We start from the raw sequence: 25,757 nt of genomic DNA on the forward strand, positions 1-25,757 counted from the left end.
AAACATGGCAGCAGAAAACGCTTCGGGCTACATTCAGCACCACCTGCAGAACCTGACCTTCGGGCGGCTGCCGACCGGTGACTGGGGTCTTGCCCACACCGCTCAGGAAGCCAAGGAAATGGGCTTCTGGGCATTCCACCTGGATACCCTGGGCTGGTCGGTTGCGCTGGGTGTGATCTTCGTTCTGCTATTCCGCATGGCTGCCAGCAAGGCAACCTCCGGTCAGCCGGGTGCCCTGCAGAACTTCGTCGAAGTGTTGGTCGAGTTCGTCGACGGCAGCGTCAAGGACACCTTCCACGGCCGCAACCCGCTGATCGCTCCCCTGGCCCTGACGATCTTCGTCTGGATCTTCCTGATGAACGCCATCGACCTGATCCCGGTCGACTGGATCCCGCATGCGGCGATGGCGATCTCCGGCAACGAGCACATCTTCTTCCGTGCGGTTCCGACTACCGATCCGAACGCTACCCTGGGCATGGCCCTGTCGGTGTTCGCGCTGATCATTTTCTACAGCATCAAGGTCAAGGGCATCGGCGGCTTCATTGGTGAACTGACCCTGCATCCTTTCAGCAGCAAGAACATCGCGGTGCAGGTCATCCTCATCCCGGTCAACTTCCTGCTCGAATTCGTAACCCTGGTGGCCAAGCCGATTTCGCTGGCCCTGCGGTTGTTCGGCAATATGTATGCCGGCGAGCTGGTATTCATCCTGATCGCCGTGATGTTCGGCAGCGGTCTGCTTTGGCTGAGTGGCCTGGGTGTGGTGCTGCAGTGGGCGTGGGCGGTTTTCCACATCCTGATCATCACCCTGCAAGCGTTCATCTTCATGATGCTGACGATCGTCTACCTTTCGATGGCGCACGAAGATAACCACTGATTGTTCGCTTTACCGCTTCATCTAAAACCCCTAACCAAGTCGACATAAGAGTCGGAGGAAAAATGGAAACTGTAGTTGGTCTTACCGCTATTGCCGTTGCACTGCTGATTGGCCTGGGTGCCCTGGGTACCGCCATTGGTTTCGGTCTGCTGGGTGGCAAATTCCTGGAAGGCGCTGCGCGTCAACCGGAAATGGTCCCGATGCTGCAAGTCAAGATGTTCATCGTCGCCGGCCTGCTCGACGCCGTGACCATGATCGGCGTTGGTATCGCTCTGTTCTTCACCTTCGCGAACCCCTTCGTTGGTCAAATCGCCGGCTGATCACTCGTCTTCATTCGAGTGAACCGGTTTGATGGACAACGAACGAGCGAGGTGTTGGCGTGAACATTAATGCAACCCTGATTGGCCAGTCCGTTGCGTTCTTCATCTTCGTGCTGTTCTGCATGAAGTTCGTGTGGCCTCCGGTCATCACGGCTTTGCGCGAACGCCAGAAGAAGATCGCAGAAGGTCTGGACGCTGCCAATCGTGCGACTCGCGACCTGGAGCTGGCCCAAGAGAAAGTGGGCGAGCAACTGCGCGAGGCGAAGACTCAGGCAGCCGAGATCATCGAGCAAGCCAAGAAGCGCGCGACCCAGATCGTCGACGAAGCCCGTGATCAGGCCCGTGTCGAAGCTGAGCGCGTCAAGGCTCAGGCTCAGGCCGAGATCGAGCAGGAAATTAACGGTGTCAAGGACGCGCTGCGTGCCCAACTGGGTAGCCTGGCCGTCGGCGGTGCCGAGAAGATCCTGGGTGCCACAATCGATCGAAACGCGCATGCGGAGCTGGTTGATAAACTGGCTGCCGAAATCTAAGCGAGGGCGATCATGGCAGAATTGACCACGCTGGCCCGACCTTATGCCAAGGCTGCTTTCGAGCACGCCCAGGCCCATCAGCAGCTGGCCGCCTGGTCGGCCATGCTCGGCCTGGCTGCAGCAGTGTCGCAAGACGCGCGCATGCAGAGCGTGCTCAAGGCTCCGCGTCTGACCAGTACAGAAAAGGCCGCCACCTTCGTCGAGGTGTGCGGCGACAAGTTCGATGCTCAGGTACAGAACTTCATCCATATCGTTGCCGAAAACGAGCGCCTCGCGCTTTTGCCGGAAATCGCCGAACTGTTCGAGCTGTACAAAGCCGAGCAGGAGAAGTCGGTCGATGTGGACGTGACCAGTGCCTTCGCATTGAGCGCCGAACAGCAAGACAAACTCGCCAAGGTTCTCAGCGCTCGGCTCAGCCGGGAAGTGCGATTGCACGCTGCGGAAGACGCCAGCCTCATCGGTGGTGTCGTGATCCGCGCAGGCGACCTGGTTATCGATGGCTCGGTTCGCGGCAAGCTCGCGAAACTGGCCGAAGCGTTGAAATCCTGAGTTTGAAGGGGCAGCAGAGCAATGCAGCAACTCAATCCTTCCGAAATAAGTGAAATCATCAAGGGGCGTATCGAGAAACTCGACGTCTCTTCCCAAGCCCGTAACGAAGGCACCATCGTCAGCGTTTCCGACGGTATCGTGCGCATCTACGGCCTGGCCGACGTCATGTACGGCGAGATGATCGAGTTCCCCGGTGGCGTCTACGGTATGGCGCTTAACCTGGAACAAGACTCCGTCGGCGCCGTCGTTCTGGGTAGCTACCTCGGCCTGCAAGAAGGCATGAGCGCCAAGTGCACCGGCCGCATCCTCGAGGTTCCGGTCGGTCCGGAACTGCTGGGTCGCGTGGTCGATGCCCTGGGTAACCCGATCGATGGCAAAGGCCCGCTCAACAACGTCGCTACCGACGCGGTTGAGAAGGTCGCGCCGGGCGTGATCTGGCGTAAGTCGGTCGACCAGCCGGTACAGACCGGCTACAAATCGGTCGATGCGATGATCCCGGTAGGCCGTGGCCAGCGCGAGCTGATCATCGGTGACCGTCAGATCGGCAAGACCGCTCTGGCCATCGACGCCATCATCAACCAGAAGAACAGCGGCATCCGCTGCGTCTACGTCGCCATCGGTCAGAAGCAGTCGACCATCGCCAACGTGGTGCGCAAGCTGGAAGAGAACGGCGCCCTGGCCAACACCATCGTTGTGGCGGCGAGTGCTTCGGAATCCGCAGCACTGCAGTTCCTGGCTCCCTACGCCGGCTGCACCATGGGCGAGTACTTCCGTGACCGCGGCGAAGACGCCCTGATCGTTTATGACGATCTGTCCAAGCAGGCTGTCGCCTATCGCCAGATCTCCCTGCTGTTGCGCCGTCCGCCGGGCCGCGAAGCCTACCCGGGCGACGTGTTCTATCTCCACAGCCGTCTGCTGGAGCGCGCTTCCCGCGTTTCCGAAGAGTACGTCGAGAAGTTCACCAACGGCGCCGTGACTGGCAAGACCGGTTCGCTGACCGCGCTGCCGATCATCGAAACCCAGGCCGGCGACGTTTCCGCGTTCGTTCCGACCAACGTGATTTCGATCACCGACGGCCAGATCTTCCTTGAGTCGGCGATGTTCAACTCGGGTATCCGTCCGGCCGTCAACGCCGGTATCTCGGTATCCCGCGTGGGTGGCGCTGCCCAGACCAAGATCGTCAAGAAGCTTTCCGGTGGTATTCGTACCGCGTTGGCGCAGTACCGTGAACTGGCGGCTTTCGCCCAGTTCGCTTCCGACCTGGACGAAGCCACTCGCAAGCAGCTCGAGCATGGTCAGCGCGTTACCGAGCTGATGAAGCAGAAGCAGTACGCGCCGATGTCCATCGCCGAAATGTCGCTGTCGCTGTATGCCGCCGAGCGTGGTTTCCTGACCGACGTCGAGCTGGCCAAGATCGGTAGCTTCGAAGCTGCGCTGATTGCCTACTTCAACCGTGATCACGCCGATCTGATGGCGAAGATCAACGAGAAGGGTGACTTCAACGACGAAATCGATAAAGGCATCAAAGCCGGCATCGAGAAGTTCAAGGCCACCCAAACCTGGTAAGCCGCAGCGGGGTCGAAAGGCCCCGCCTGCTAACCCCATAGGTGTGAAATGGCAGGCGCAAAAGAGATTCGCAGCAAGATTGCGAGCATCAAAAGCACGCAAAAGATCACCAGCGCCATGGAAAAGGTGGCGGTCAGCAAGATGCGCAGAGCACAACAGCGCATGGCTGCCAGCCGTCCTTATGCCGAGCGCATTCGGCAGGTGATCGGCCATCTGGCCAACGCCAATCCGGAATACCTGCACCCGTTCATGATCGAGCGTGAGGTCAAGCGTGTCGGCTATATCGTCGTCACCTCCGACCGTGGTCTTGCCGGCGGCTTGAACACCAACCTGTTCAAGGCTCTGGTCAAGGACATGAGCGCCCAGCGCGAGAAAAGCGCGGAGATCGATCTGGCGGTGATCGGGGGCAAGGGTGCGTCGTTCTTCCGTAGCTACGGCGGCAACGTGGTAGCGGCGATCAGCAACCTGGGCGAAGCGCCTTCGATCAATGACTTGATCGGCAGCGTCAAGGTCATGCTGGATGCCTACCTCGAAGGCCGTATCGACCGGCTGTACGTGGTCTCCAACAAGTTCGTCAACACCATGACCCAGAAGCCGACCGTGGAGCAGTTGATTCCGCTGGTCGCCGAGGACAGTCAGGAGTTGAAGCACCACTGGGACTACCTCTACGAACCCGATGCCAAGCAGTTGCTGGAAGGCCTGCTGGTGCGCTACGTGGAGTCGCAGGTCTACCAGGCGGTGGTCGAGAACAATGCGGCCGAGCAAGCCGCACGGATGATCGCGATGAAGAACGCCACCGACAACGCCGGTGATCTGATCAGCGAATTGCAGCTGATCTACAACAAGGCGCGTCAGGCAGCGATCACTCAGGAAATCTCGGAAATCGTCGGCGGCGCTGCCGCGGTTTAACGGTTCAAAATTCAGAGGAACCAAAGATGAGTAGCGGACGTATCGTTCAAATCATCGGCGCCGTCATCGACGTGGAATTCCCGCGCGATCAGGTCCCGAACATCTATGACGCGCTGAAGGTACAAGGCGCGGAAACCACCCTGGAAGTCCAGCAGCAGCTGGGCGACGGCATCGTCCGTACCATCGCCATGGGTTCGACCGAAGGCCTCAAGCGCGGTCTTGACGTCGCCAGCACCGGTGCTGGCATCCAGGTTCCGGTTGGGGTGAAAACCCTGGGCCGGATCATGGACGTCCTCGGCAATCCGATCGATGAAGCGGGCCCGATCGGCGAAGAAGAGCGCTGGGGTATCCACCGCGCTGCGCCGTCCTACGCGGAGCAGGCTGGCGGCAACGAGCTGCTGGAAACCGGCATCAAGGTCATCGACCTGGTCTGCCCGTTCGCCAAGGGCGGCAAGGTCGGTCTGTTCGGCGGCGCCGGTGTCGGCAAGACCGTCAACATGATGGAGCTGATCCGTAACATCGCCATCGAGCACAGCGGCTACTCCGTGTTCGCCGGTGTGGGCGAGCGTACCCGTGAAGGGAACGACTTCTACCACGAGATGAAGGACTCCAACGTTCTCGACAAAGTGGCCCTGGTCTATGGCCAGATGAACGAGCCGCCGGGCAACCGGCTGCGCGTGGCGCTGACCGGCCTGACCATGGCCGAGAAGTTCCGTGACGAAGGTCGCGACGTTCTGCTGTTCGTCGACAACATCTACCGTTACACCCTGGCCGGTACCGAAGTATCCGCGCTGCTCGGCCGTATGCCGTCCGCAGTGGGTTACCAGCCGACCCTGGCTGAGGAAATGGGTGTTCTGCAGGAACGCATCACTTCCACCAAGTCGGGTTCGATCACCTCGATCCAGGCCGTCTATGTCCCCGCGGATGACCTGACCGACCCGTCGCCGGCGACCACCTTCGCCCACCTTGACGCCACCGTGGTTCTGTCCCGTGACATCGCTTCGCTGGGTATCTACCCGGCGGTCGATCCGCTCGACTCCACCTCGCGTCAGCTGGACCCGAACGTGATCGGTGCCGAACACTACGAGACCGCTCGTGGCGTGCAGTACGTCCTGCAACGCTACAAGGAGCTGAAGGACATCATCGCTATCCTCGGCATGGACGAGCTGTCCGAAGCCGACAAGCAACTGGTATCCCGCGCTCGTAAGATCCAGCGTTTCCTGTCCCAGCCGTTCTTCGTGGCCGAAGTCTTCACCGGCTCGCCGGGCAAGTACGTTTCCCTGAAGGACACCATCGCTGGTTTCAAAGGGATCCTCAACGGCGACTACGATCACCTGCCGGAACAAGCGTTCTACATGGTTGGTGGCATCGAAGAAGTCATCGAGAAAGCCAAGAAACTGTAATCGGGAGCGCCCGGTGACGGGCGCCCACGCGAGGCTACCTAATGGCTATGTCAGTCCATTGCGATATCGTCAGCGCGGAAGGCGAAATCTTCACCGGTCTGGTGGAAATGGTGATTGCGCACGGCAACCTGGGTGACCTGGGTATTTCGCCGGGCCACGCACCCTTGATCACCGACCTGAAGCCGGGTCCGATCCGTCTGGTCAAGCAGGGCGGCGAAGAGGAGGTGTTCTACATCTCCGGCGGTTTTCTCGAAGTCCAGCCGAACATGGTCAAGGTTCTTGCCGACACCGTGCAGCGCGCTGGCGACCTCGACGAAGCGTCCGCCCAGGAGGCCGTCAAGGCCGCCGAGCAGGCTCTGAACGATAAGAGCGCGGAGTTCGACTACGGCTCGGCTTCGGCCCAGCTCGCCGAAGCCGCCGCCCAGTTGCGGACCATCCAGCAGTTGCGCGCCAGAGCCAAACGCTGAGTGAATCCGTTTCGACAATCAGGGGTAGCTTCGGCTACCCCTTTTTGTTTGCGTCTTTTCCGAACGCTGTTGCCGGCATGATCTGGCTGTCTTAAGGTCGCGCCGTTTCCCTTTGCTCCCGGAGGTCCCTGCATGTCCCTTGAAGTCGTGATTCTCGCCGCCGGCCAAGGTACGCGCATGCGTTCGGCACTGCCCAAGGTGCTGCACCCGGTAGCCGGCAAACCGATGCTCGGGCATGTCATCGACAGCGCGCGCCAGTTGCAGCCGCAGGGCATCCACGTGGTCATCGGGCACGGCGCGGATGCGGTGCGCGAGCGGCTCGCCGCGGACGACCTCAGTTTCGTCATGCAGCGTGAACAGCTCGGCACCGGCCACGCCGTGGCCCAGGCGGCGCCGGCGCTGTCCGCCGAGCGCGTGCTCATCCTCTATGGCGACGTCCCGCTGATCGAAGTCGGCACCCTACAGCGCCTGTTGCAGAAGGTGGATGACCAACACCTGGCGCTGCTTACCGTGGAGCTCGGCGACCCGACCGGCTACGGGCGCATCGTCCGTGACGCCGTGGGGGCGGTGAGCGCCATCGTCGAGCACAAGGACGCAACGCCCGAGCAGCGCGCGATCAAGGAAGGCAATACCGGCATCCTCGCGGTGCCCGGCAAACGCCTCGGCGGCTGGCTGAGCCGGCTGTCCAACAGCAACGCGCAGGGCGAGTACTACCTCACCGACGTGATCGCCATGGCGGTCGCCGACGGGCTCACCGTCGCCACCGAACAGCCGCTGGACGCGATGGAGGTGCAGGGCGCCAACGACCGCATCCAGCTGGCCGAACTGGAACGTCATTACCAGCAGCGTGCGGCACGTCGCCTGATGGCCGAGGGTGTCACGCTGCGTGATCCGGCGCGTTTCGATGTGCGCGGCGACGTCAGCGTCGGCCGCGACGTGCTCATCGATATCAACGTGATTCTCGAAGGCCGCGTGCTGATCGAAGAGGGCGTAGAGATCGGACCGAACTGCGTGATCCGCAACAGCACGCTGCGCAAGGGAGCGATCGTCAAGGCCAACAGCCATCTGGATGGCGCCGAACTGGGCGAGGGCGCCGATTGCGGCCCGTTCGCGCGGCTGCGTCCGGGCAGCGTGCTGGGTGCGAAGGCCCATGTCGGCAACTTCGTCGAATTGAAGAATGCCGTCATGGGGGACGGTGCCAAGGCCGGTCATCTGAGCTATCTCGGCGATGCCGAGATCGGTGCGCGCAGCAACATCGGCGCCGGCACCATCACCTGCAACTACGACGGTGCCAACAAGTCACGCACGCGGATGGGTGAGGATGTATTCGTCGGTTCCAACAGCGCACTGGTCGCCCCGGTGAGCCTCGGCGACGGTGCCACCACGGGCGCGGGTTCGGTGGTGACCCAGGACGTGCCGGCAAATACGCTGGCCGTTGGGCGCGCCAAGCAGCGCAACATCGAAGGCTGGAAGCGGCCGGTGAAAGTGAAGAAGTAACCTGATCGATGATGAGAAGGCGGCGTTGGCCGCCTTTTTTCATTTCTGTGGTTGACGTGAAAGCTTCGTTAGGTTTTGATTCGACGACTTTAATTTCGAAACGAAACTAACGAATGTCGAAGCGCAACACGCCGCAACGTCGTCACGCCATCCTGGCTCTGCTCGCCGAGTCGGGAGAAGTCAGCGTGGACGAGTTGGCCAAAGGTTTCTCTACGTCCGAAGTGACCATCCGCAAGGACCTCACGGCGCTGGAGAAGAATGGCCTGCTGCTGCGTCGCTACGGCGGCGCGGTGCCGGTGCCGCAGGAACTGATCGTCGACGATGCGCAGCCGGTATCGCCCTACAAGCGCGCGATTGCCCGCGCCGCGGTCGCCTGCCTCCGTGAGCATGCACGCATCATCATCGACAGCGGCAGCACCACGGCGGCGATGATCGGTGCGCTCGGGCGTCAGCCGGGCCTGGTGGTGATGACCAATTCGCTGAACGTGGCCAACGCCCTGCGCGAACTGGAGCACGAGCCGGTACTGCTGATGACCGGCGGCACCTGGGACCCGCATTCCGAGTCCTTTCAGGGCCAGGTCGCCGAACAGGTGCTGCGTTCCTATGATTTCGACCAGCTGTTCATCGGCGCCGATGGCATCGACCTGGAGCGCGGCACCACCACCTTCAACGAGTTGCTGGGCTTGTCCCGGGTGATGGCCGAGGTCGCCCGCGAGGTGATCGTGATGGTCGAGTCGGACAAGATCGGCCGGCGCATGCCGAACCTCGAGCTGCCCTGGAGCAGCGTGCATACCCTGATCACCGACACGCGCCTCACCGCCGAGGCGCGTGATCGCATCGAATCCCTTGGCGTGCGGCTGATCCTTGCCGCCGCCAGCGACAAATAGGAGAGAAACATATGTGTGGCATCGTTGGCGCCGTCGCCGAACGCAATATCCTGCCGGTCCTCGTCGAGGGCCTGAAACGCCTGGAATACCGCGGTTACGACAGCGCCGGCGTGGCCCTGCTCGACGGCGACGGCACATTGCAGCGCGTGCGCCGGCCGGGCAAGGTCAGCGAACTGGAGCAGGCCCTGGCCGCAGCACCGCTGAATGGCCGGCTGGGCATCGCCCACACCCGCTGGGCCACCCACGGCGTGCCCAGCGAGCGCAACGCGCACCCGCATTTTTCCGGCAACGACCTGGCGCTGGTGCACAACGGCATCATCGAGAACCACGAGCCGCTGCGTGCGCGTCTCAAGGACATGGGCTACCTCTTCACCTCCGAGACCGACACCGAAGTCATCGTGCACCTGTTGCACCATCACCTGGACGCGCTGGGCGACCTGGCCGATGCGCTCAAGGCGACGGTGAAGGAACTGCACGGCGCCTACGGCCTGGCGGTGATCAGCGCCAGGCAGCCGGACCGCCTGCTGGCCACCCGCAGCGGCAGCCCGCTGGTGGTCGGCCTGGGTCTGGGCGAGAACTTCCTCGCCTCCGACCAGTTGGCGCTGCGCCAGGTGACCGACCGCTTCATGTACCTGGAGGAGGGCGACATCGCCGAGATCCGCCGTGATTCCGTGCAGATCTGGGATCTCGACGGCCAGCCGGTGCAGCGCGAGCAGGTGCAGTACCACGAAGGCGCGGAAGCCGCCGACAAGGGCGCCTACCGGCACTTCATGCTCAAGGAAATCCACGAGCAGCCCAAGGTCGTGCAGCGCACGCTGGAAGGTCGCCTGGGTCTCGACCACGTGCTGGTCGAGGCCTTCGGCCCGCAGGCCGAGGCGCTGTTCGCCCAGGTGCGCAACGTGCAGATCGTCGCCTGCGGCACCAGCTATCACGCCGGCATGGTCGCCCGATACTGGCTCGAGGAACTGGCCGGGATTCCCTGCCAGATCGAAGTCGCCAGCGAGTTCCGCTACCGCAAGGTGGTGGTGCAGCCGGACACCCTGTTCGTCAGCATTTCGCAGTCCGGCGAAACCGCCGACACCCTGGCCGCGCTGCGCAACGCCAAGCAGCTTGCCCCCGGTGCCGGCGGCTACCTGGCCAGCCTGGCGATCTGCAACGTCGGCACCAGTTCGCTGGTGCGCGAATCCGACCTGACCCTGCTGACCCAGGCCGGGCCGGAGATCGGCGTGGCGTCGACCAAGGCGTTCACCACGCAGCTGGTCGCCCTGCTGCTGCTGACCCTGGCGCTGGGCCGCGTGCGCGGCGGCTTGTCGGCGACCGTCGAGGCCGAACTGGTGGACGAGCTGCGCCGCCTGCCGACCCGCCTCGGCGAGGCGCTGGGCATGGACAAGACCGTTGAGAAGGTCGCCGAACTCTTCGCCGAGAAGCACCACACGCTGTTCCTGGGTCGCGGCGCGCAGTACCCGGTGGCGATGGAGGGCGCACTCAAGCTCAAGGAAATCTCCTACATCCACGCCGAAGCCTACCCGGCCGGCGAGCTCAAGCACGGCCCGCTGGCGCTGGTGGACAGCGACATGCCGGTGGTCACCGTGGCGCCGAACAACGAGCTGGTGGAGAAGCTCAAGTCCAACCTGCAGGAAGTCCGCGCGCGCGGCGGCCAACTGGTGGTGTTCGCCGACATCAAGGCCGGTATCGACAACGGCGAAGGCACCTACGTGGTCAGCATGCCGCACATTCACGACATCCTCGCGCCGATCCTCTATACCTTGCCGCTGCAGCTGCTGTCCTACTACGTAGCCGTGCTCAAGGGCACCGACGTCGACCAGCCGCGCAACCTGGCGAAATCGGTCACCGTGGAGTGAAGTCTGGAGGCGTGCGGACAGCATTGGCGGATTCCACCGCCCGGCTGCCGCCGCCTCCCCGAACCGTTCTGGCGCTCTATGAACATCAACTTCGATCTCAATGATCTCCAGGCCTTTCGCGCGGTGGTCGAGAAGGGCAGCTTTCGCAAGGCCGCCGAGGCCATCCGCATCTCGCAGCCGGCGCTCAGCCGGCGCATCGAAAAGCTGGAAACCGCGCTCGGCGTGAAGCTGTTCGAGCGCACCACGCGCAAGGTCAGCCTGACCATGGCCGGGCGCGCGTTCATGCCGAATGTCGAACGCCTGCTGGATGACCTGGAAGTCGCTTTGCTCGGCATCACCGGCGTCGCCTCGAACCGCCTGGCCAACGTCACCATCGCCTGCGTGCCGTCCACCGCCTACTACTTCATGCCGCAGGTGGTGACCGAGTACCACCGCCTGTATCCACGGACCAAGGTGCACGTGCTGGATGCCAGCGCCAGCGAGGTACAGGACGCGGTGGCCAGCGGCGAAGCGGATCTCGGCCTGAGTTTCACCGGCGCGCTGGATCCGGCCATCGCCTTCGAGCTGCTGCTGCAGGAACGCTACGTGATGGCCTGTCGTCGCGACCATCCGTTGGCGGAAGCGGCGCAGGTGAGCTGGGACGAGATGTACCGGCAGGACTACATCACCCTGGGCAAGAGCTCCGGCAACCGTTTCCTGCTGGATCAGGCGCTGGTCAAGGTCCGTCCGGAGAAGGCCGGGATCTGCGAAACCCGCCATGTGACCACCATGATCGGTCTGGTGGAGGCGGGGCTGGGCGTGGCGGCGGTGCCGTCCATCGCCATGCCGATGGCCGGGCACCCCTTGCTGGCGAGCGTGCCGCTGGTGGAGCCGGAGGTGCTACGCAATGTCGGCCTGATCAAGCGCCGGGGGCACTCGCTGACACCGGCCGCGCTGGAACTGGAACGCCTGGTGCGGGAGATGAAGCGCCTGCCGGGCTGATTGCCACCCGGCAGGCCCGCGTTCAGACCGCCAACTGCGGTTGCGAGGAGATGCGCCGGTACATGTACAGCGTCGCCAGCAATGCGCAGAGGGCGGCGAAGGTCATCCAGTAGCCGGGCGCTGCCTTGTCGCCGGTGGCGTGGATCAGCGCGGTGGAGATAGCCGGGGTGAAGCCGCCGAATACGGCGGTCGCCAGGCTGTAGGCCAGGGAGAAACCGGCGACGCGGACTTCCACCGGCATGATTTCGGTGAGCGCCGGAATCATCGCGCCGTTGTACATGCCGTAGAGGAACGACAACCACAGCAGCACTTCGAGCATGTGCGCGAAACTCGCCGCCTGCGCCAGGTACGACAGCGCCGGGTAGGCGGTGACGATGGCCATCACGGTCATGGCGACCAGCACCGGCTTGCGCCCGATGCGATCAGACAGCGCGCCGCCGATCGGCAGCCAGATGAAGTTCGATACCCCCACCAGCAGCGTCACCAGCAAGGCATCCGCGGTGCTCAGCTCGAGCACGTTCTTGCCGAAGGTCGGCGCGTAGACGGTGATCAGGTAGAAGGCGGTGGTGGTCATCGCGACCATCAGCATGCCGGCCACCACGGTGACCCAGTTCTGCATCAGCGTGCGGAACACTTCGCGCATCGTCGGACGGTGGCGGCGCGCGGTGAATTCCTCGGTTTCCTTCAGGTTGCGGCGCAGCAGGAAGATGAACGGCACGATCATGCAGCCGATCGCGAAGGGAATGCGCCAGCCCCAGGCCGCCACGTCGCTCGCCGCCATTCCCTGATTCAGCGCGTAACCCAGCGCCGCGGCGACGATGATCGCCACCTGCTGGCTGCCGGACTGCCAGGCGGTATAGAAACCCTTGCGCCCGGGCGTAGCGATCTCGGCCAGGTACACGGATACCCCGCCCAGTTCCGCACCGGCCGAGAAGCCCTGAAGCAGTCGGCCGATGAGCACCAGCAGCGGTGCCACCAGGCCAATGCTGGAGTAGTCCGGCACCATCACGATCAGCAGCGTGCCGCTGGCCATGATCGAGAGCGTCACGATCAGCCCCTTGCGGCGGCCGACGTCGTCGATGTACGCGCCGAGGATCACCGCGCCCAGGGGACGCATGAGGAAGCCTGCGCCGAACACGGCGAAGGTCATCATCAGCGAGGCGAATTCGCTGGATGACGGGAAGAACGCGGCGGCGATGTGGTTGGCGTAGAAGCCGAACAGAAAGAAGTCGAACTGTTCGAGGAAGTTGCCCGAAGTGACTCGGAATACGGCGGCGATTTTTGCCCGCGCGGAAGTTGCCGCGGATTTCATCGAATCCTGCATGGGTATTCTCCAGCGTTTTTGTCCATGCGCAGGGGAGCGCACGATTATTGGAATCCTCGATGTTGGCTGACACATCTTGAAATGATAAGTGCGTATTTCGCATGGATTGATGTGTGCCTGGCATCAGTTTGAATTCGATTCCAACCAATACGCATGAAACCTGTCGGGTCTGCCCCTGAGTGATGACCTCAGTGCTGGTGCGAACGGCCGACGTGGGACGGAGCCTCCTCCACGTTGATGCTGGCTTCGGTGAGCTGGCGGACGATCTGGCAGCGTTCGATTTCGCCGCCTTCCGCGCAACTGCGGCGCAGTTCCACCAGTTGCACCTGGAGCGCCTGCAGGCCGGCGATGCGGGCGGCAACGTGCTCGATGTGCTCGTCGATCAACTCGTTGAAGGCTTCGCAGTTGTTCTGCGGCTGATCGCGGAATTCAAGCAGGCGACGAATCTCGTCAAGGGTCATGTCCAGCGTGCGGCAGTTGCGGATGAAGGTCAGCCGCTCGCTGTGTAGCGGGCCGTAAACCCGGTAATTGCCTTCGCTGCGGGCGGGAAGCGGCAGCAGGCCCTCACGTTCGTAGTAGCGGATGGTTTCCACGGGGCAGTGGGTCTGCCGCGCCAGTTCACCGATTTTCATGAGGCCTCCAGGTCGCTTGACCCTGTAGTGGCTACAGGGTGTTCACTGCGCACCATACCCCATCCGGAGAACCGAGATGACCCAGTGTTGCGGTGACCACGCCTGCGGAAAACCCTCCGCGGACCGACAGGACGTTCAGGATCGCCACGATCACGATCACGATCACGATCACGATCACGATCACGAGCACGAGCGTGGCGTGGCGACCGGCCAACTGAGCCGTTTCCGCATCGAGCAGATGGATTGCCCGACCGAGGAAAGCCTGATCCGCGGGCGCCTCGGCAAGTTGCCCGAGGTGCAGCGCCTGGAGTTCAACCTGCTCAAGCGCGTACTCGGCGTGTGGCACACGGCACTGCCGGAAGCGACGATCCGCGACGCGATCGCCGAGCTGGGCATGCGCGCCGAACCGTTGGCGGCGACCACCACGCGGATCGCCATCGCGCAGATGGACTGTCCGACCGAGGAGCGCCTGATCACCGACAAGCTCGGCGGCATGCCCGGCATCACGGCGTTGCAGTTCAACCTGATGCAGCGCGTACTCACCCTAGGCCACGAACCGGAGGCGCTGCAGCCGGCGCTGCAGGCGATTCGCGAGCTGGGCTTCACGCCGCAGGTGGCCACGACGGGCGAACCGGCGCCGCAGGTGGCGCCGGCAAGTGGAAAGGGCATCAAGCTGGCGCTGGCCGGTGTCGCCGCGATTGCCGCCGAAGTGCTGCATTTCGCCGACCTGGCGCCCGAATGGCTGGTGGCGCTGATCGCCCTGGCCGCCGTGTTGCTCAGCGGAGTGGAGGTCTACAAGAAGGGCTGGATCGCGCTGAAGAACCGCAACCTCAACATCAACGCGCTGATGAGCATCGCGGTGACCGGAGCGATCCTCATCGGCCAGTGGCCCGAGGCGGCGATGGTGATGTTCCTCTTCGCCGTTGCCGAGCTGATCGAGGCGGAGTCCCTCGATCGCGCGCGCAATGCCATTGGCGGGCTGCTCGAACTGGCGCCGGAAACGGCGACGGTACGCCAGCCCGACGGCACCTGGCAGAGCACGCCGGTGGCCGAGGTGGCGCTGGGCAGCCAGGTGCGCGTTCGTCCTGGCGAACGCATCGGCCTGGATGGCGAAGTCCTCGTCGGCCAGTCCAGCGTGAACCAGGCGTCGATCACCGGCGAGAGCCTGCCGGTGGAGAAGGCCGTCGGTGACGCGCTGTTCGCCGGCACTCTGAATGGCGATGGCGCGCTGGAGTACCGGGTCACCGCCGAGCCGAGCAACAGCACGCTGGCGCGGATCATCCAGGCCGTCGAGCAGGCCCAGGGCATGCGCGCGCCGACGCAGCGTTTCGTCGACCGCTTCTCGCGCCTCTACACCCCGGCGGTGGTGCTGCTATCGCTGGCGGTGGCGTTGCTGCCGCCGCTGTTCGACGGCCAGTGGCTGGAATGGATCTACCGTGCGCTGGTGCTGCTGGTGGTCGCCTGCCCCTGCGCGCTGGTGATTTCCACCCCGGTGAGCATCGTCAGCGGGCTCGCCGCGGCGGCGCGCAAGGGCATCCTGATCAAGGGCGGCGCCTACCTGGAGAACGGTCGCCACCTCAGCCACCTGGCGTTGGACAAGACAGGCACGCTGACCTACGGCAAGCCGCAGCTGACCGATCAGCATCTGCTGGTGGATGCCGATCCGGTGACCGTCGTCGGCCTCGCGCTGAGCCTGGCGGCACGTTCGGACCATCCGGTGTCGCAGGCCATCGCCCGGCATGGCGAGAACCAGCCGCTGCGGGACGTCGAGGAATTCGCCGCGCTGGCCGGGCGCGGGGTGCGCGGGCGCATCGACGGGCAACTGCTGCACCTGGGCAATCACCGCCTGGTGGAAGAGCTGGGGCTGTGTTCGGCCGAGCTGGAAGCGCGCCTCGACGTGCTGGAGCGCGAGGGCAAGAGCGTGGTGCTGCTGTGCGACGAGCAGCGTCCGCTGGCGCTGTTCGCCGTGGCCGATACGCTCAAGCCGAGCAGCCGCGAGGCGATCCGCGAGCTGCACGCATTGGGCGTCAGCACCCTGATGCTCAGCGGCGACAACGCCCATACCGCGGCCGCCATCGGGCGCCAGGCCGGCATCGACGAGGCTCGCGGCGAGCTGTTGCCGAGCGACAAGCTGGCGGCCATCGAGGCGCTGCTGGGCAAATCCGGCAGCGTCGGCATGGTCGGCGACGGGATCAACGACGCACCGGCGCTGGCGCGCGCCGACATCGGCTTCGCCATGGCGGCGATCGGCAGCGACACCGCCATCGAGACCGCCGACGTGGCGATCATGGACGACGACCTGCGCAAGATTCCGGCATTCGTGCGCCTGTCGCGGCAGACCGCGGCCGTGCTCAAGCAGAACATCGCACTGGCGCTGGGAATCAAGGCGGTGTTCCTGCTGGTCACCCTGACCGGCCACGCGACCTTGTGGATGGCGGTGTTTGCCGACATGGGCGTCAGCCTGCTGGTGGTGCTGAACGGCATGCGGCTGCTGCGCAAATAGCGGCTGACGGACGAACGGTCGATAGATCGCCACCTGTCCGGGTCTACCGGGTAAGTGGTTCCGTGCGTCCCGCCGCGTTGGCAGCGGGACGATCCAGCCCCGGGGAGCGATGCGATGACAGCTCGAAACACCCCCCATACTGCCCATGCGGCCGTCGCCCTCTATCCCAATCGGGCGCACGAGGCCCAGCACGAGCGGGTCTCGCTGGGCGAACTGGCGCGTCGCATCGCCGGCCTTCAAGGGCTGCCCTATTACGGCGAATTCAACCCCGCGCAAGCGCCGGCCGAGTCGCTGTATCTGGTCCCCAGCGGAACCCTGATCGGCGTCGAAGAGGCGCGTTCGCTCGGTGTCGCCAGCGAGCAGGATCTGTTTGGCGGCGTGGTTCCGCTGCCCTTCGTGGCGACCAAGGCGATCAGCCACGGGCTGGTCGGCGCCGACGCACGGGCACCGCAGGGTTGGCCGAACACCTTTGCCGCGCAGGCCGGGGACGCGCTGCTCGACGGCTTCACCGCGTTCGATCTGGGCGATGCCCGCGAGGCCGGCCATCGGTTGCTGCGACAGGGCCGCCTGCGGGTCAAGCCGGTACGCGCCACCGCCGGACGAGGACAGTGGCTGGTCGAGGATATCGACGCGCTGGAGCAGGCGCTCGCTGCCCAGGACGCCGACGAAGTGAACGCCTTCGGCCTGGTGCTGGAGCAGCATCTGGACGAGGTGCTGACCTACAGCGTCGGCCAGGTACGCATCGGTGAACTGCTGGCGACCTATCACGGTCGCCAGCGGCTCACCGAGGACAACGCCGGCGAGACGGTCTATGGGGGCTCCGACCTGGTCGTGGTGCGCGGCGATTTCGACGCCCTGCTGCGACTGGATCTGCCCGACCCCGTGCGCCTGGCGGTGCGCCAGAGCCAGCGCTACGACGCCGTCGCGAGCGCCTGCTTCCCCGCGCTGATCGCGTCGCGGCGCAACTATGACGTCGCCCAGGGCCGCGACGCGCACGGCCGGCAGCGCTCCGGCGTGCTGGAGCAGTCCTGGCGCATCGGCGGTGCCAGCAGCGCGGAAATCGCCGCGCTGGAAACCTTTCATGCCGACCCGACCGTGACCCGCGTGCGGTCATCTTCGCTGGAGTTCTTCGGCGAAGCCCGCCAGCCGCCGACGCATGCCTCGGTACTGTTTCGCGGTCTCGATCCGGAAATCGGCTTCATGACCAAATGCGTGACGGTGGAGGCGTATGAAGGCACGTAGCGAAACACTCGACATCGAAGTGGAAGTCGCCGGCGAACAAATCGCCGGTACCTTCCTGGTTCCCCGCTCGAAAATTCCCGGCGTGCTTTTCGTCCACGGCTGGGGCGGCAGCCAGGCGCGCGACATCGCGCGCGCCCGCGGCATCGCCGGGCTGGGTTGTGTGTGCCTGACCTTCGACCTGCGCGGTCATGCGCAAACCCGCGAGCAGCAGGAGACAGTTTCCCGCGAGGACAATCTCAGCGACATCCTCGCCGCCTACGACCGCCTCGCCGCGCACCCGGGCATCGACACCTCGGCGATCGCCGTGGTCGGCACCAGCTACGGCGGCTACCTGGCGGCCATCCTCACCACCCTGCGGCCGGTGCGCTGGCTGGCGCTGCGAGTGCCGGCGCTTTACCGCGACGAGGACTGGACGCTGCCCAAACGCAGCCTGGACCGCGTTGACCTTGCCCAGTACCGGCGCACCCGCGTGCTGCCCAGCGAGAACCGTGCGCTGGCCGCGTGCGCGGCCTTCACCGGCGACGTGCTGATCGTCGAGTCCGAGCACGACGATTTCGTCCCCCACGAGACGATCATGAATTACCGCGCGGCCTTCCAGAAAACCCACTCGCTGACTCACCGCATCATCGACGGCGCCGACCACGCGCTCAGCGGCGAGACCTGCCAGCAGGCCTATACCTCCGTGCTGACCGGCTGGGCGACCGAGATGGTCATCGGCGCGCGCGTGGGCGGGGCGATGCCGGGCGAATACGCCTGATCGAATCCGCGCTGCGATTTTCCAGCGTAGGAGGAAAGGTTTCGTCTATCGGGTAGATAGCATGACACCTATCGAATAGAGGCTTATGGTAGTCCTGCCTGTTGCAGGAGGACTTCCTCATGTTCGCGCCGCTCATGACAGCCTTGCGTGACTTGCACCTTCCGGTGCAGTTGCGCCTCTGGGACGGTAGCCACGTCGTCCTGGGCCCCAGCCCTGTGGTCACGTTGGTGGTGAACGACCCGGCGCTGGTCGGCCAGCTCGCCAAGCCCAGCCTGGACCTGCTGGGCAGCAGTTATGTCGAAGGCCGCCTCGGGCTGGAGGGGCCGATACTCGAGGTCATCCGTATCGCCGACAGCCTGTGCCGGGCCCTGATCGGTGAAGATACGGGTACTGCGCCGAGTCGCCAGGCCCACGACAAGGCCACCGATGCGGCGGCGATCTCCTATCACTACGACCTTTCCAACGACTTCTACCGACTCTGGCTGGACCAGGACATGGTCTATTCCTGCGCCTATTTCGAAACCGGCGGGGAAGACCTCGACCAGGCGCAGCAGGCCAAGCTGCGTCACCTGTGTCGCAAGCTGCGCCTGCAGCCCGGCGACCGGCTGCTGGACGTCGGCTGCGGATGGGGCGGGCTGGCGCGTTTCGCCGCGCGGGAGTTCGGTGCCGAGGTGTTCGGCATCACGCTCAGCCGCGCCCAGCTGGAGCTGGCGCGCCAGCGCGTGGCCGACGACGGCCTTGCCGGACAGGTGCAACTGGAACTGATGGATTATCGCGAGTTGCCGCAGGACGGCCGCTTCGACAAGGTGGTCAGCGTCGGCATGTTCGAGCACGTCGGTCACGCCAACCTGCCGCTGTATTGCCGCACGCTGTTCAACGCGGTGCGTCCGGGCGGGCTGGTGATGAACCACGGCATCACCGCGCGCCACACCGACGGACGCCCGGTCGGTCACGGCGCCGGCGAATTCATCGGGCGCTATGTATTTCCCCACGGAGAGCTGCCGCACCTGGCGATGATCAGTGCGCAGATCAGCGATGCCGGGCTGGAAATCGTCGATGTGGAAAGCCTGCGCCGGCACTACGCGCGCACCCTGGAGCTGTGGAGCGGGCGGCTGGAGGCGCGGCTGGAGCAGGCCAGGGCGCTGGTCCCGGAGGAGGCGCTGCGCATCTGGCGGCTCTACCTGGCCGGCTGCGCCTATGGCTTCGGGCGCAACTGGATCAACCTGCACCAGATCCTCGCGGTGAAGCCGCGGGAGGACGGCTCCCACGAGCTGCCCTGGTCCCGCGCCGATCTGTATGCCTGAAAGGGCGCGGGTGGGTTTTACTTCGCCGTCGAGCTAGGTACCTTGGCCGTCCTCGGAAAAAGGGATGCCTCGGCCATGAGCGAATTGATCACCTACTACCTGGAAATGAACCAGTCGCAGGCGTTGCGCGCCAAGCCGTTGCCGGGCGGCTTGAGTGTCGTCGAATGCGAGCAGCCGCAGTTCGCCCTGAACCGCTTTCTCTACCAGTTGGTCGGCGGTCCCTGGGAATGGACCGACAAGCTGTCGTGGAGCGACGCGCAATGGCGTGAGCTGGTGGAAAACCCCGCGCACCGCACTTGGGTGGCTTACCGGCGCGGCGCCATCGCCGGCTATTACGAGCTGTATCGCCCGGATGAGCGCAACGTCGAGATTCTCTATTTCGGCCTGGCACCGGAATTCTCCGGCCAGGGGCTGGGCGGGGCTCTGCTGTCCCACGCGATCGCCTCGGGCTGGAACTGGCCAGGGACCGAGCGCATCTGGCTGCACACCTGCAGCCTCGACCACCCGGCGGCGCTGGCCAACTACAAGGCGCGCGGCTTCGAGCTGTATCAACAGGTCGCCTCGGTGGAGTGACGCCACTCAGGCCATGCCGGGACCTTCCTCCTCCTGCTCGGCCGGCGCCGCGCCGAGCTCGAACGGCTGGTCCTGGTCGTAGGCGCTCAGGGCGACGCGTTCCAGGCCGCCGTGAGCACGCTGGTGCAGCGGCTTCAGTGCCATCTCCAGGTCGTGCACCGGCAACCGGGCAATGGCCTCCACCACGGCTTCGCCCGGTACGCTTTCCTCTTCCAGCAGACGCTGGCTGATCTCGTCCAGCGCCGGCTTCATCCGCTGCAGCAGGGCGAAGCATTCACGGTTGAGCTGCTGCAGCAGGGCATCGGCCGAGTGCAGCGTTTCGCTGCTGTCGAAGTCGATATGCGCCTCGCGCACCGCCTGCAGGTTGAGCAGCGAGCCGGCCGGGCCCATGCCCAGCGCGCCGACCATCGACAGCGCGAGCTTCGAGGCTTCCTGCAGGTCCTGCCCGGCACCGGACGAGACTTCGTGGAAATACAGCTGCTCGGCGTTACGCCCGGCGAGCAACATCTGGATGCGTCCGCGCAGTTCGGATTCCAGGTGCAGGCGCTTGTCTTCCAGCGGCGTCACCAGCGTCACGCCGAGGACCTGGCCACGCGGCAGGATGGTGACCTTCTCCACCCGGCCGGTGTTCAGCGCGGCGGCGACCAGCGCGTGGCCGGCCTCGTGCACGGCGATGCGTGTGCGTTCGGCGTCGGAGAGCGGGGTGACGCCATCTGGCTTGGCGCCGATGCGACTGATCTCGATGGCCTCCACCATGTGCTCCATCTCGACCCGCGCGGCGCGGTCGCGGGCGGCGAGCAGGGCCGCCTGGTTGACGATCGAGGCGATCGCCGCGGGGGTCAGGCCGACGCTGTTGCGCGCCAGCTGGGCGAAGTCGATGTCGGCGGCGCGGCGCAGCTTGCCGGCGTAGAGGCGGAACAGCGCACCGCGGTCGGCCAGCGTCGGCAGGCCCACGGCGATCGAGCGGTCGAAACGCCCTTCACGCAGCAGCGCGGCGTCCAGCGAGTTGGGGAAGTTGGTCGCGCCCACCACCAGCACGCCTGAGCTGGCATCGAAGCCGTCCATTTCGGTGAGGAAGCGGTTGATGATGCGGTTGCTCTCGGCGTCGCTGGAGCGGGTCTGCTCGGAGCGCTTGCCGATGCCGTCGATCTCGTCGATGAAGATGATGCACGGCGCCTGGCGCCGCGCGGCCTGGAACAGCGCCTTGACCCTCTGGATGCCGACGCCGAAATACATCGAGGAGAAGTCGCTGCCGGTGACCTGGATGAACGCCGCGTTGGCCTCGCTGGCCAGGGCCTTGGCCAGTTGCGTCTTGCCGGTGCCGGGCTCGCCGGTCAGCAGCACGCCGCGAGGCGGCCGCGCACCCAGTTCGACGAAGGCGCTGGGGTCGCGCAGGTAGGCGGTGACGTCGGTCAGTGCCTGCTTGGCTTCGTGGGCGCCGATCACGTCGTCGAAGCCGACCCCGGTACTTTTGCGCAGGACCGCGTACGGGCGCATTTTCACCGCCAGCACTGCCAGCAGGAGCAGTGCGAGCACGCCGAACGGCGCATAGGAGAGTGCGCCGGCGTACCAGGGCGCTTCGCCATCGGTGCGGAACAGGCTGAGCGGGAAGAGTTCGCCACTGCCGTCGGCGTAGCGCTGCAGCAGCAGGTCGGCGATACGGCCGGACTGGTCCGGCAACCAGTAGCGAGCGCCGTCCTTGGTGCTGATGTAGACCGCGTCGCGATCCAGCGCGGCGCTGGCGATGCGTTTGTCGCGCAGGTCGGCGACCAGCGTGGACAGGTCGCGGCGGCTTTCCAGCCACGGCTGGGTCGATTCCTTCAACTGCTCCAGCATCAACGCGGCCGCGCCGCTGGCGGCGGGCTTCGCTGCCTGCGGCCAGAGTTGCCAGGCGGCGCCGGCGAGCAGCGCGACAGCCAGGAAAAGGCCCAGGAACGCGGCACGCCCGCGGCGGGTATTCAGCAAAGCAGGCTTCTTCATCGTGCTTCCAGGCGGGCGGTGGCCCGACATCGATACGTCAACGCCGGGAGACCGGCTGCGGTGCTGCGGACAATCCGCTGTGAGGTGCACGCGAAGGCGGCACAAACAGGCTATCGGCGATAAGTTCCCTGCCTTGACGTCAAAAGACTGCCTTCTGTCGGGTGTCCTTCGCCGCCGTTCAGCAGCTTGCAAAACCGGCGATTTCTCAAGGGGTTCCATGTGGAACATGCATGGATGCAGGCTTTCGGGTCATTGAGAGCCTATTGGCAACCGACCAGGCGATTGCAGATTACCGAGCCACGGGTGCCGCTCGACGAGGAAAGCCGGCTGACGTCGTTCCAGCCGAGCCGGCGACTGGAGCCGATCCAGATCTCGCCATCGCTGGCGATGCCGCTGAAGAAGGTCAGCCGGCCGTAGCGGCTGCTGGTCTGGCGCCAATGGCGGCCGCTCAGGCTGTCGTAGCCGCGCAGATAGGTATCCGAGCCGACTTTCGCCACCGCATAGGCATTGCCCAAGCGGTCTTCGCAGACCAGCAGATTGGCGCTGCGCAGACAGTCCGTCTTCGGTAGCGGCAACAGCAGACGTGCCTGTGCCGGTCCGTACGCGAGCAGGGCGAGGACGAAACTGCAGCGGATCAGCGAAAGCGATTTCATCGACACGGGCGATTTTCCAGTCTTCTTTAAATGTTATGGTATAACAAAAAAACAGCCGCCCGGAGTGAAACCGGAAGCGACGGCAAAAACACCTACGTGATGCCCGATGAGGTAACCCGCATGACCCACCGTCTTCCCGTCACCGTGCTGTCCGGCTTCCTCGGCGCCGGCAAGAGCACCGTGCTCAATCATGTGCTGAGAAACCGCGAAAACCTGCGTGTGGCGGTGATCGTCAACGACATGAGCGAGATAAACATCGACGGCAGCGAAGTGCAGCGCGACGTCGTCCTCAACTGCGCCGAGGAAAAGCTCGTCGAGATGAGCAACGGCTGCATCTGCTGCACGCTGCGCGAGGACCTGCTGGAGGAAGTCAGCCGACTTGCCCGCGAAGGCCGTTTCGACTACCTGCTGATCGAGTCCACCGGGATCGCCGAGCCGCTGCCGGTGGCGGAAACTTTCACCTTTCGCGATGAGCAGGGGCAGAGCCTGGCCGACCTGGCGCGCCTCGACACGCTGGTCACAGTGGTCGACGGGGTGAATTTCCTCCGCGATCTGCATGCCGCCGACAGCCTCGCCAGCCGCGGTGAAAGCCTGGGCGAGGACGACGAGCGTTCGATCACCGACCTGCTGATCGATCAGGTGGAATTCGCCGACGTCATCCTGATCAGCAAGATCGACCTGATCGCTTCTGCCGAACGCGAGGAGCTGATGGCGATCCTGCGCCGGCTCAATACCCATGCCGAGATCCTGCCGATGAGCATGGGTGCGGTGCCGCTGAAGAAGATTCTCGACACCGGCCGCTTCGACTTCGAGCGCGCTGCCCAGGCGCCCGGCTGGCTGAAGGAAATGCGCGGCGAGCACATCCCGGAAACCGAGGAATACGGCATCGCTTCCGGCGCTTACCGCGCGCGGCGTCCGTTTCATCCGCAACGGTTCTTCGCCTTGCTAAACCGCGAATGGACCAACGGGCGCCTGCTGCGCTCCAAGGGCTTCTTCTGGCTGGCGAGCAAGCCGCAGGAGGCCGGCAGCTGGTCGCAGGCCGGCGGGCTGATGCGTTACGGCTACGCCGGGCGCTGGTGGCGCTTCGTGCCGAAGAACCAGTGGCCAGATGACGACGAAGGGGTGCGCACGATCATGCGCCACTGGAGCGCGGACAGCGGCGATTGCCGCCAGGAACTGGTGTTCATCGGGCAGAACATCGACTTCGACCGGCTCACCGCCGAGCTCGATGCCTGCCTGCTCAGCGATGCGGAAATGGACCTCGGCACCGAGGCCTGGTTGCAGCTTCCTGACCCCTTCGGACCCTGGACGGAGGCCGCCTAGCGGTGTCGCTCAGTCCGCCTTCGGGGTTATCCACTGGCCCTGGCTCTGGCCCTCGCAGGCCGGCTTGAGGAAGCGCGCGTCGCTGGCAACGCCGTAGTAGTGGATGTCTTCGAGGTAGGGCATGTTGGAGGTGCGCGCGCCGCTGCATACGCCGAAGGCGCCGCCCGGGCACTGCTCGACGAAACTCACGTCGACCTTCTGGTCCTTGAGTTGCGGCTCGCAGTAGCCGCTGCGGAACAGGCCGCTGGGAATGCTGCGGTTCTGCTGGCAGATCTTCACTTCGACGTGCTCGTCCTGGCTGTGCACCACGCAGGCCTCGGCGAACGCCAGACCGGGCAACAGCAGCAGGCTCAAGAGTAGGGCGCGCATCGGCATCTCCCATGGAAGGCCGGCGACTTTAGCACGCCGGATCGGCGTCGTTGAGCGCGCAGGGGCTTCACCGATGGCGAACGAAACCGCACCATGTGCAGATGCTGAAGAACATCCCGACCCACCTCATCGCCGGGCCCCTGGGCGCCGGCAAGACCAGCCTGATCCGCGCGCTGCTGGCGCAGAAGCCAGCGGCCGAGCGCTGGGCGGTGCTGATCAACGAGTTTGGCCTGATTGGCCTGGATGCCGCGCTGCTCAGTACCGACGCCGACGGTGTCAGCCTCGCCGAGGTCGCCGAGGTCGCCGGTGGCTGCCTGTGCTGCGTCAATGGCGCGCCCTTCCAGGTCGGCCTTGGTCGGCTGCTGCGCAAGGCACGGCCCGACCGGCTGTTCATCGAGCCGTCCGGGCTCGGTCATCCCGCCGAGCTGCTTCGCCAACTGAACGAGCCGCCGTGGGTCGGCGTGCTGGCGATACAGCCGCTGGTGATGGTGCTCGATGCTGCGGCGCTGGCGGCGGGCCAGGCGTTGCCGGACAGCCAGCGCGGCGCGCTGGACGAGGCGGGTCTGCTGCTGCTGAACAAGGCCGAGGGCCTCGACGACGCGACGCGCGTCAGGGTGCTTGCCGGATTGCCCGCGCGGCCCTGGCGCTGGACCCGGAATGGCGAGCTGGTCCTGGCCGACCTGCCCGGCCATGCGGCTACCGGCGAGACCGGCGGCGACACCGCCGCGCTGCCGGACGGCGCCTCCACGCCCGCGGCGCTCTGGCGCGATCCCGCGCAGGCGATCCGCCAGGTGCGTGAGCAGGCGGACGGCTGGAGCATCGGCTGGCGCTGGCACCCAAGCCAGCGTTTCGAGCTGGCGCGGTTGCAGCAATGGCTGATGCTGCTGCGCTGGCGACGCGCCAAGCTGGTGCTGCGGAGCGACGCCGCCTGGCTGTCGGGCAATGCGCTGAACGGCGAGGCCCTGCACTGGCGCGACAGCGAGTGGCGCCGCGATTCGCGGATCGAGCTGATCTTCACCCAGGCGCAGGATGTCGAGGCGCTATCGGCGGGGCTGGAGGCGTGTCGCTTGCCGGATGACAGGGCGGTGGTGGGCTGAAGCCCACCCAGCGGCGGCCGGACAAACAACACCTTCCTGATCATTGCGCTGCGTAGGGTGCGCCATGCGCACCACTGGTCCCGGCGCGCTGGTTGCGGTGCGCGCGGCGCACCCTACGGGCCGAGCGAGCGGCGCGTTCCCCGGTGGTGCCCCCA

25 protein-coding genes are annotated in these 25,757 nt (G+C 65.1%); 19 read left to right on the plus strand and 6 right to left on the minus strand.

The window, feature by feature from the left end; translation table 11 throughout:
- Positions 1 to 4: 4 nt before the first annotated feature.
- The 12 genes from atpB (at position 5) to QMX85_RS05535 (ending at position 11,845) form a co-directional block, all read left to right on the plus strand.
- Positions 5 to 874, plus strand: a complete 870-nt coding sequence (gene atpB, locus QMX85_RS05480) for a F0F1 ATP synthase subunit A (RefSeq protein ID WP_282339168.1) — start codon at positions 5 to 7, stop codon at positions 872 to 874.
- A 62-nt stretch (positions 875 to 936) separates the two neighbouring features.
- Entirely contained in the window at positions 937 to 1,194 is a 258-nt protein-coding gene (gene atpE / locus QMX85_RS05485) for a F0F1 ATP synthase subunit C (RefSeq protein WP_003097235.1), read from the plus strand.
- A gap of 59 nt (positions 1,195 to 1,253) precedes the next feature.
- Complete coding sequence (locus QMX85_RS05490; RefSeq protein WP_090231442.1) at positions 1,254 to 1,724, plus strand: F0F1 ATP synthase subunit B; 471 nt, start codon at positions 1,254 to 1,256, stop codon at positions 1,722 to 1,724.
- A gap of 12 nt (positions 1,725 to 1,736) precedes the next feature.
- Entirely contained in the window at positions 1,737 to 2,273 is a 537-nt protein-coding gene (locus QMX85_RS05495) for a F0F1 ATP synthase subunit delta (RefSeq protein ID WP_273234923.1), read from the plus strand.
- A 21-nt stretch (positions 2,274 to 2,294) separates the two neighbouring features.
- Positions 2,295 to 3,839, plus strand: coding sequence for a F0F1 ATP synthase subunit alpha (atpA, locus tag QMX85_RS05500; RefSeq protein ID WP_282339169.1), 1,545 nt, complete (start codon positions 2,295 to 2,297; stop codon positions 3,837 to 3,839).
- A gap of 48 nt (positions 3,840 to 3,887) precedes the next feature.
- Positions 3,888 to 4,748 (plus strand): F0F1 ATP synthase subunit gamma, encoded by an 861-nt coding sequence (gene atpG / locus QMX85_RS05505; RefSeq protein ID WP_090231445.1) that lies wholly within the window; start codon positions 3,888 to 3,890, stop codon positions 4,746 to 4,748.
- Positions 4,749 to 4,774: 26 nt separating this feature from the next.
- Positions 4,775 to 6,151, plus strand: coding sequence for a F0F1 ATP synthase subunit beta (gene atpD / locus QMX85_RS05510; protein WP_090231446.1), 1,377 nt, complete (start codon positions 4,775 to 4,777; stop codon positions 6,149 to 6,151).
- 41 nt (positions 6,152 to 6,192) lie between these two features.
- The gene (locus QMX85_RS05515; RefSeq protein ID WP_273233891.1) at positions 6,193 to 6,618 is read left to right on the plus strand and encodes a F0F1 ATP synthase subunit epsilon; all 426 of its coding nucleotides are present in this window, start codon (positions 6,193 to 6,195) and stop codon (positions 6,616 to 6,618) included.
- A gap of 132 nt (positions 6,619 to 6,750) precedes the next feature.
- Positions 6,751 to 8,115: a bifunctional UDP-N-acetylglucosamine diphosphorylase/glucosamine-1-phosphate N-acetyltransferase GlmU gene (glmU, locus tag QMX85_RS05520; RefSeq protein ID WP_273233892.1), complete on the plus strand. Its 1,365-nt coding sequence runs from the start codon at positions 6,751 to 6,753 to the stop codon at positions 8,113 to 8,115.
- A gap of 113 nt (positions 8,116 to 8,228) precedes the next feature.
- Complete coding sequence (locus QMX85_RS05525) at positions 8,229 to 9,002, plus strand: DeoR family transcriptional regulator (RefSeq protein ID WP_273233893.1); 774 nt, start codon at positions 8,229 to 8,231, stop codon at positions 9,000 to 9,002.
- Positions 9,003 to 9,013: 11 nt separating this feature from the next.
- The gene (glmS, locus tag QMX85_RS05530) at positions 9,014 to 10,864 is read left to right on the plus strand and encodes a glutamine--fructose-6-phosphate transaminase (isomerizing) (RefSeq protein WP_282339170.1); all 1,851 of its coding nucleotides are present in this window, start codon (positions 9,014 to 9,016) and stop codon (positions 10,862 to 10,864) included.
- Positions 10,865 to 10,942: 78 nt separating this feature from the next.
- A complete protein-coding gene (locus QMX85_RS05535; RefSeq protein ID WP_282339171.1) occupies positions 10,943 to 11,845 on the plus strand; it encodes a LysR family transcriptional regulator in 903 nt (300 codons plus the stop codon).
- 22 nt (positions 11,846 to 11,867) lie between these two features.
- Here the strand turns inward: QMX85_RS05535 and QMX85_RS05540 are convergent, their stop codons facing one another.
- The 3 genes from QMX85_RS05540 to QMX85_RS05550 form a co-directional block, all read right to left on the minus strand.
- On the minus strand, positions 11,868 to 13,169 hold the full coding sequence (locus QMX85_RS05540; RefSeq protein WP_282339172.1) for an MFS transporter: 1,302 nt from the start codon (positions 13,167 to 13,169) through the stop codon (positions 11,868 to 11,870).
- Between the two features lie 188 nt (positions 13,170 to 13,357).
- Complete coding sequence (cadR, locus tag QMX85_RS05545; RefSeq protein ID WP_282339173.1) at positions 13,358 to 13,801, minus strand: Cd(II)/Pb(II)-responsive transcriptional regulator; 444 nt, start codon at positions 13,799 to 13,801, stop codon at positions 13,358 to 13,360.
- 31 nt (positions 13,802 to 13,832) lie between these two features.
- Positions 13,833 to 14,015, minus strand: a complete 183-nt coding sequence (locus QMX85_RS05550) for a hypothetical protein (RefSeq protein WP_282339174.1) — start codon at positions 14,013 to 14,015, stop codon at positions 13,833 to 13,835.
- 180 nt (positions 14,016 to 14,195) lie between these two features.
- Between QMX85_RS05550 and QMX85_RS05555 the strand changes: the two genes are divergently transcribed.
- The 5 genes from QMX85_RS05555 (at position 14,196) to QMX85_RS05575 (ending at position 20,180) form a co-directional block, all read left to right on the plus strand.
- Positions 14,196 to 16,304, plus strand: coding sequence for a heavy metal translocating P-type ATPase (locus QMX85_RS05555; RefSeq protein ID WP_282339211.1), 2,109 nt, complete (start codon positions 14,196 to 14,198; stop codon positions 16,302 to 16,304).
- Positions 16,305 to 16,418: 114 nt separating this feature from the next.
- Complete coding sequence (locus QMX85_RS05560) at positions 16,419 to 17,546, plus strand: DUF3182 family protein (RefSeq protein WP_282339175.1); 1,128 nt, start codon at positions 16,419 to 16,421, stop codon at positions 17,544 to 17,546.
- Entirely contained in the window at positions 17,533 to 18,303 is a 771-nt protein-coding gene (locus QMX85_RS05565; protein ID WP_282339176.1) for an alpha/beta fold hydrolase, read from the plus strand. The genes QMX85_RS05560 and QMX85_RS05565 overlap by 14 nt, the downstream gene beginning before the upstream one ends.
- Positions 18,304 to 18,422: 119 nt before the next feature.
- A complete protein-coding gene (cfaB, locus tag QMX85_RS05570; RefSeq protein ID WP_282339177.1) occupies positions 18,423 to 19,607 on the plus strand; it encodes a C17 cyclopropane fatty acid synthase CfaB in 1,185 nt (394 codons plus the stop codon).
- A 75-nt stretch (positions 19,608 to 19,682) separates the two neighbouring features.
- Positions 19,683 to 20,180, plus strand: a complete 498-nt coding sequence (locus tag QMX85_RS05575) for a GNAT family N-acetyltransferase (RefSeq protein ID WP_282339178.1) — start codon at positions 19,683 to 19,685, stop codon at positions 20,178 to 20,180.
- A 6-nt stretch (positions 20,181 to 20,186) separates the two neighbouring features.
- Here QMX85_RS05575 and QMX85_RS05580 read toward each other — a convergent pair whose 3' ends face one another.
- Positions 20,187 to 22,160 (minus strand): AAA family ATPase, encoded by a 1,974-nt coding sequence (locus QMX85_RS05580; RefSeq protein WP_282339179.1) that lies wholly within the window; start codon positions 22,158 to 22,160, stop codon positions 20,187 to 20,189.
- A gap of 260 nt (positions 22,161 to 22,420) precedes the next feature.
- Positions 22,421 to 22,813, minus strand: a complete 393-nt coding sequence (locus tag QMX85_RS05585; protein ID WP_282339212.1) for a glutamine synthetase — start codon at positions 22,811 to 22,813, stop codon at positions 22,421 to 22,423.
- 120 nt (positions 22,814 to 22,933) lie between these two features.
- Here QMX85_RS05585 and zigA point away from each other — a divergent pair, with 120 nt between their 5' ends.
- Positions 22,934 to 24,136, plus strand: coding sequence for a zinc metallochaperone GTPase ZigA (gene zigA, locus QMX85_RS05590; protein WP_282339180.1), 1,203 nt, complete (start codon positions 22,934 to 22,936; stop codon positions 24,134 to 24,136).
- A 9-nt stretch (positions 24,137 to 24,145) separates the two neighbouring features.
- Here zigA and QMX85_RS05595 read toward each other — a convergent pair whose 3' ends face one another.
- Positions 24,146 to 24,505 carry an NADH:ubiquinone oxidoreductase gene (locus tag QMX85_RS05595; RefSeq protein ID WP_273233906.1) on the minus strand — a complete coding sequence of 120 codons (360 nt, stop codon included), beginning with the start codon at positions 24,503 to 24,505 and terminating at the stop codon, positions 24,146 to 24,148.
- Positions 24,506 to 24,606: 101 nt separating this feature from the next.
- On the opposite strand from QMX85_RS05595, the gene QMX85_RS05600 reads away from it, so the two are divergent.
- Positions 24,607 to 25,602, plus strand: a complete 996-nt coding sequence (locus QMX85_RS05600) for a CobW family GTP-binding protein (protein WP_282339181.1) — start codon at positions 24,607 to 24,609, stop codon at positions 25,600 to 25,602.
- The last annotated feature ends 155 nt before the right edge of the window (positions 25,603 to 25,757 follow it).

Source organism: Pseudomonas sp. PS02288 (genome assembly GCF_029959715.1).
Classification (GTDB): domain Bacteria; phylum Pseudomonadota; class Gammaproteobacteria; order Pseudomonadales; family Pseudomonadaceae; genus Pseudomonas_O; species Pseudomonas_O kuykendallii.

Excerpts from the sequence above, each read along its gene's own strand:
- QMX85_RS05595 (WP_273233906.1), bottom strand. The coding sequence starts at position 24,505 with ATGCGCGCCCTACTCTTGAGCCTGCTGCTGTTGCCCGGTCTGGCGTTC.
- QMX85_RS05535 (WP_282339171.1), top strand. The coding sequence starts at position 10,943 with ATGAACATCAACTTCGATCTCAATGATCTCCAGGCCTTTCGCGCGGTG.
- atpA (WP_282339169.1), top strand. The coding sequence starts at position 2,295 with ATGCAGCAACTCAATCCTTCCGAAATAAGTGAAATCATCAAGGGGCGT.
- atpE (WP_003097235.1), top strand. The coding sequence starts at position 937 with ATGGAAACTGTAGTTGGTCTTACCGCTATTGCCGTTGCACTGCTGATT.
- cfaB (WP_282339177.1), top strand. The coding sequence starts at position 18,423 with ATGTTCGCGCCGCTCATGACAGCCTTGCGTGACTTGCACCTTCCGGTG.
- QMX85_RS05495 (WP_273234923.1), top strand. The coding sequence starts at position 1,737 with ATGGCAGAATTGACCACGCTGGCCCGACCTTATGCCAAGGCTGCTTTC.
- QMX85_RS05580 (WP_282339179.1), bottom strand. The coding sequence starts at position 22,160 with ATGAAGAAGCCTGCTTTGCTGAATACCCGCCGCGGGCGTGCCGCGTTC.
- glmS (WP_282339170.1), top strand. The coding sequence starts at position 9,014 with ATGTGTGGCATCGTTGGCGCCGTCGCCGAACGCAATATCCTGCCGGTC.
- glmU (WP_273233892.1), top strand. The coding sequence starts at position 6,751 with ATGTCCCTTGAAGTCGTGATTCTCGCCGCCGGCCAAGGTACGCGCATG.
- QMX85_RS05585 (WP_282339212.1), bottom strand. The coding sequence starts at position 22,813 with ATGAAATCGCTTTCGCTGATCCGCTGCAGTTTCGTCCTCGCCCTGCTC.
- QMX85_RS05600 (WP_282339181.1), top strand. The coding sequence starts at position 24,607 with ATGCTGAAGAACATCCCGACCCACCTCATCGCCGGGCCCCTGGGCGCC.
- QMX85_RS05525 (WP_273233893.1), top strand. The coding sequence starts at position 8,229 with ATGTCGAAGCGCAACACGCCGCAACGTCGTCACGCCATCCTGGCTCTG.
- atpB (WP_282339168.1), top strand. The coding sequence starts at position 5 with ATGGCAGCAGAAAACGCTTCGGGCTACATTCAGCACCACCTGCAGAAC.
- QMX85_RS05555 (WP_282339211.1), top strand. The coding sequence starts at position 14,196 with ATGCGCGCCGAACCGTTGGCGGCGACCACCACGCGGATCGCCATCGCG.
- zigA (WP_282339180.1), top strand. The coding sequence starts at position 22,934 with ATGACCCACCGTCTTCCCGTCACCGTGCTGTCCGGCTTCCTCGGCGCC.
- QMX85_RS05565 (WP_282339176.1), top strand. The coding sequence starts at position 17,533 with ATGAAGGCACGTAGCGAAACACTCGACATCGAAGTGGAAGTCGCCGGC.
- atpG (WP_090231445.1), top strand. The coding sequence starts at position 3,888 with ATGGCAGGCGCAAAAGAGATTCGCAGCAAGATTGCGAGCATCAAAAGC.
- QMX85_RS05515 (WP_273233891.1), top strand. The coding sequence starts at position 6,193 with ATGGCTATGTCAGTCCATTGCGATATCGTCAGCGCGGAAGGCGAAATC.
- QMX85_RS05560 (WP_282339175.1), top strand. The coding sequence starts at position 16,419 with ATGACAGCTCGAAACACCCCCCATACTGCCCATGCGGCCGTCGCCCTC.
- QMX85_RS05575 (WP_282339178.1), top strand. The coding sequence starts at position 19,683 with ATGAGCGAATTGATCACCTACTACCTGGAAATGAACCAGTCGCAGGCG.
- atpD (WP_090231446.1), top strand. The coding sequence starts at position 4,775 with ATGAGTAGCGGACGTATCGTTCAAATCATCGGCGCCGTCATCGACGTG.
- cadR (WP_282339173.1), bottom strand. The coding sequence starts at position 13,801 with ATGAAAATCGGTGAACTGGCGCGGCAGACCCACTGCCCCGTGGAAACC.
- QMX85_RS05540 (WP_282339172.1), bottom strand. The coding sequence starts at position 13,169 with ATGCAGGATTCGATGAAATCCGCGGCAACTTCCGCGCGGGCAAAAATC.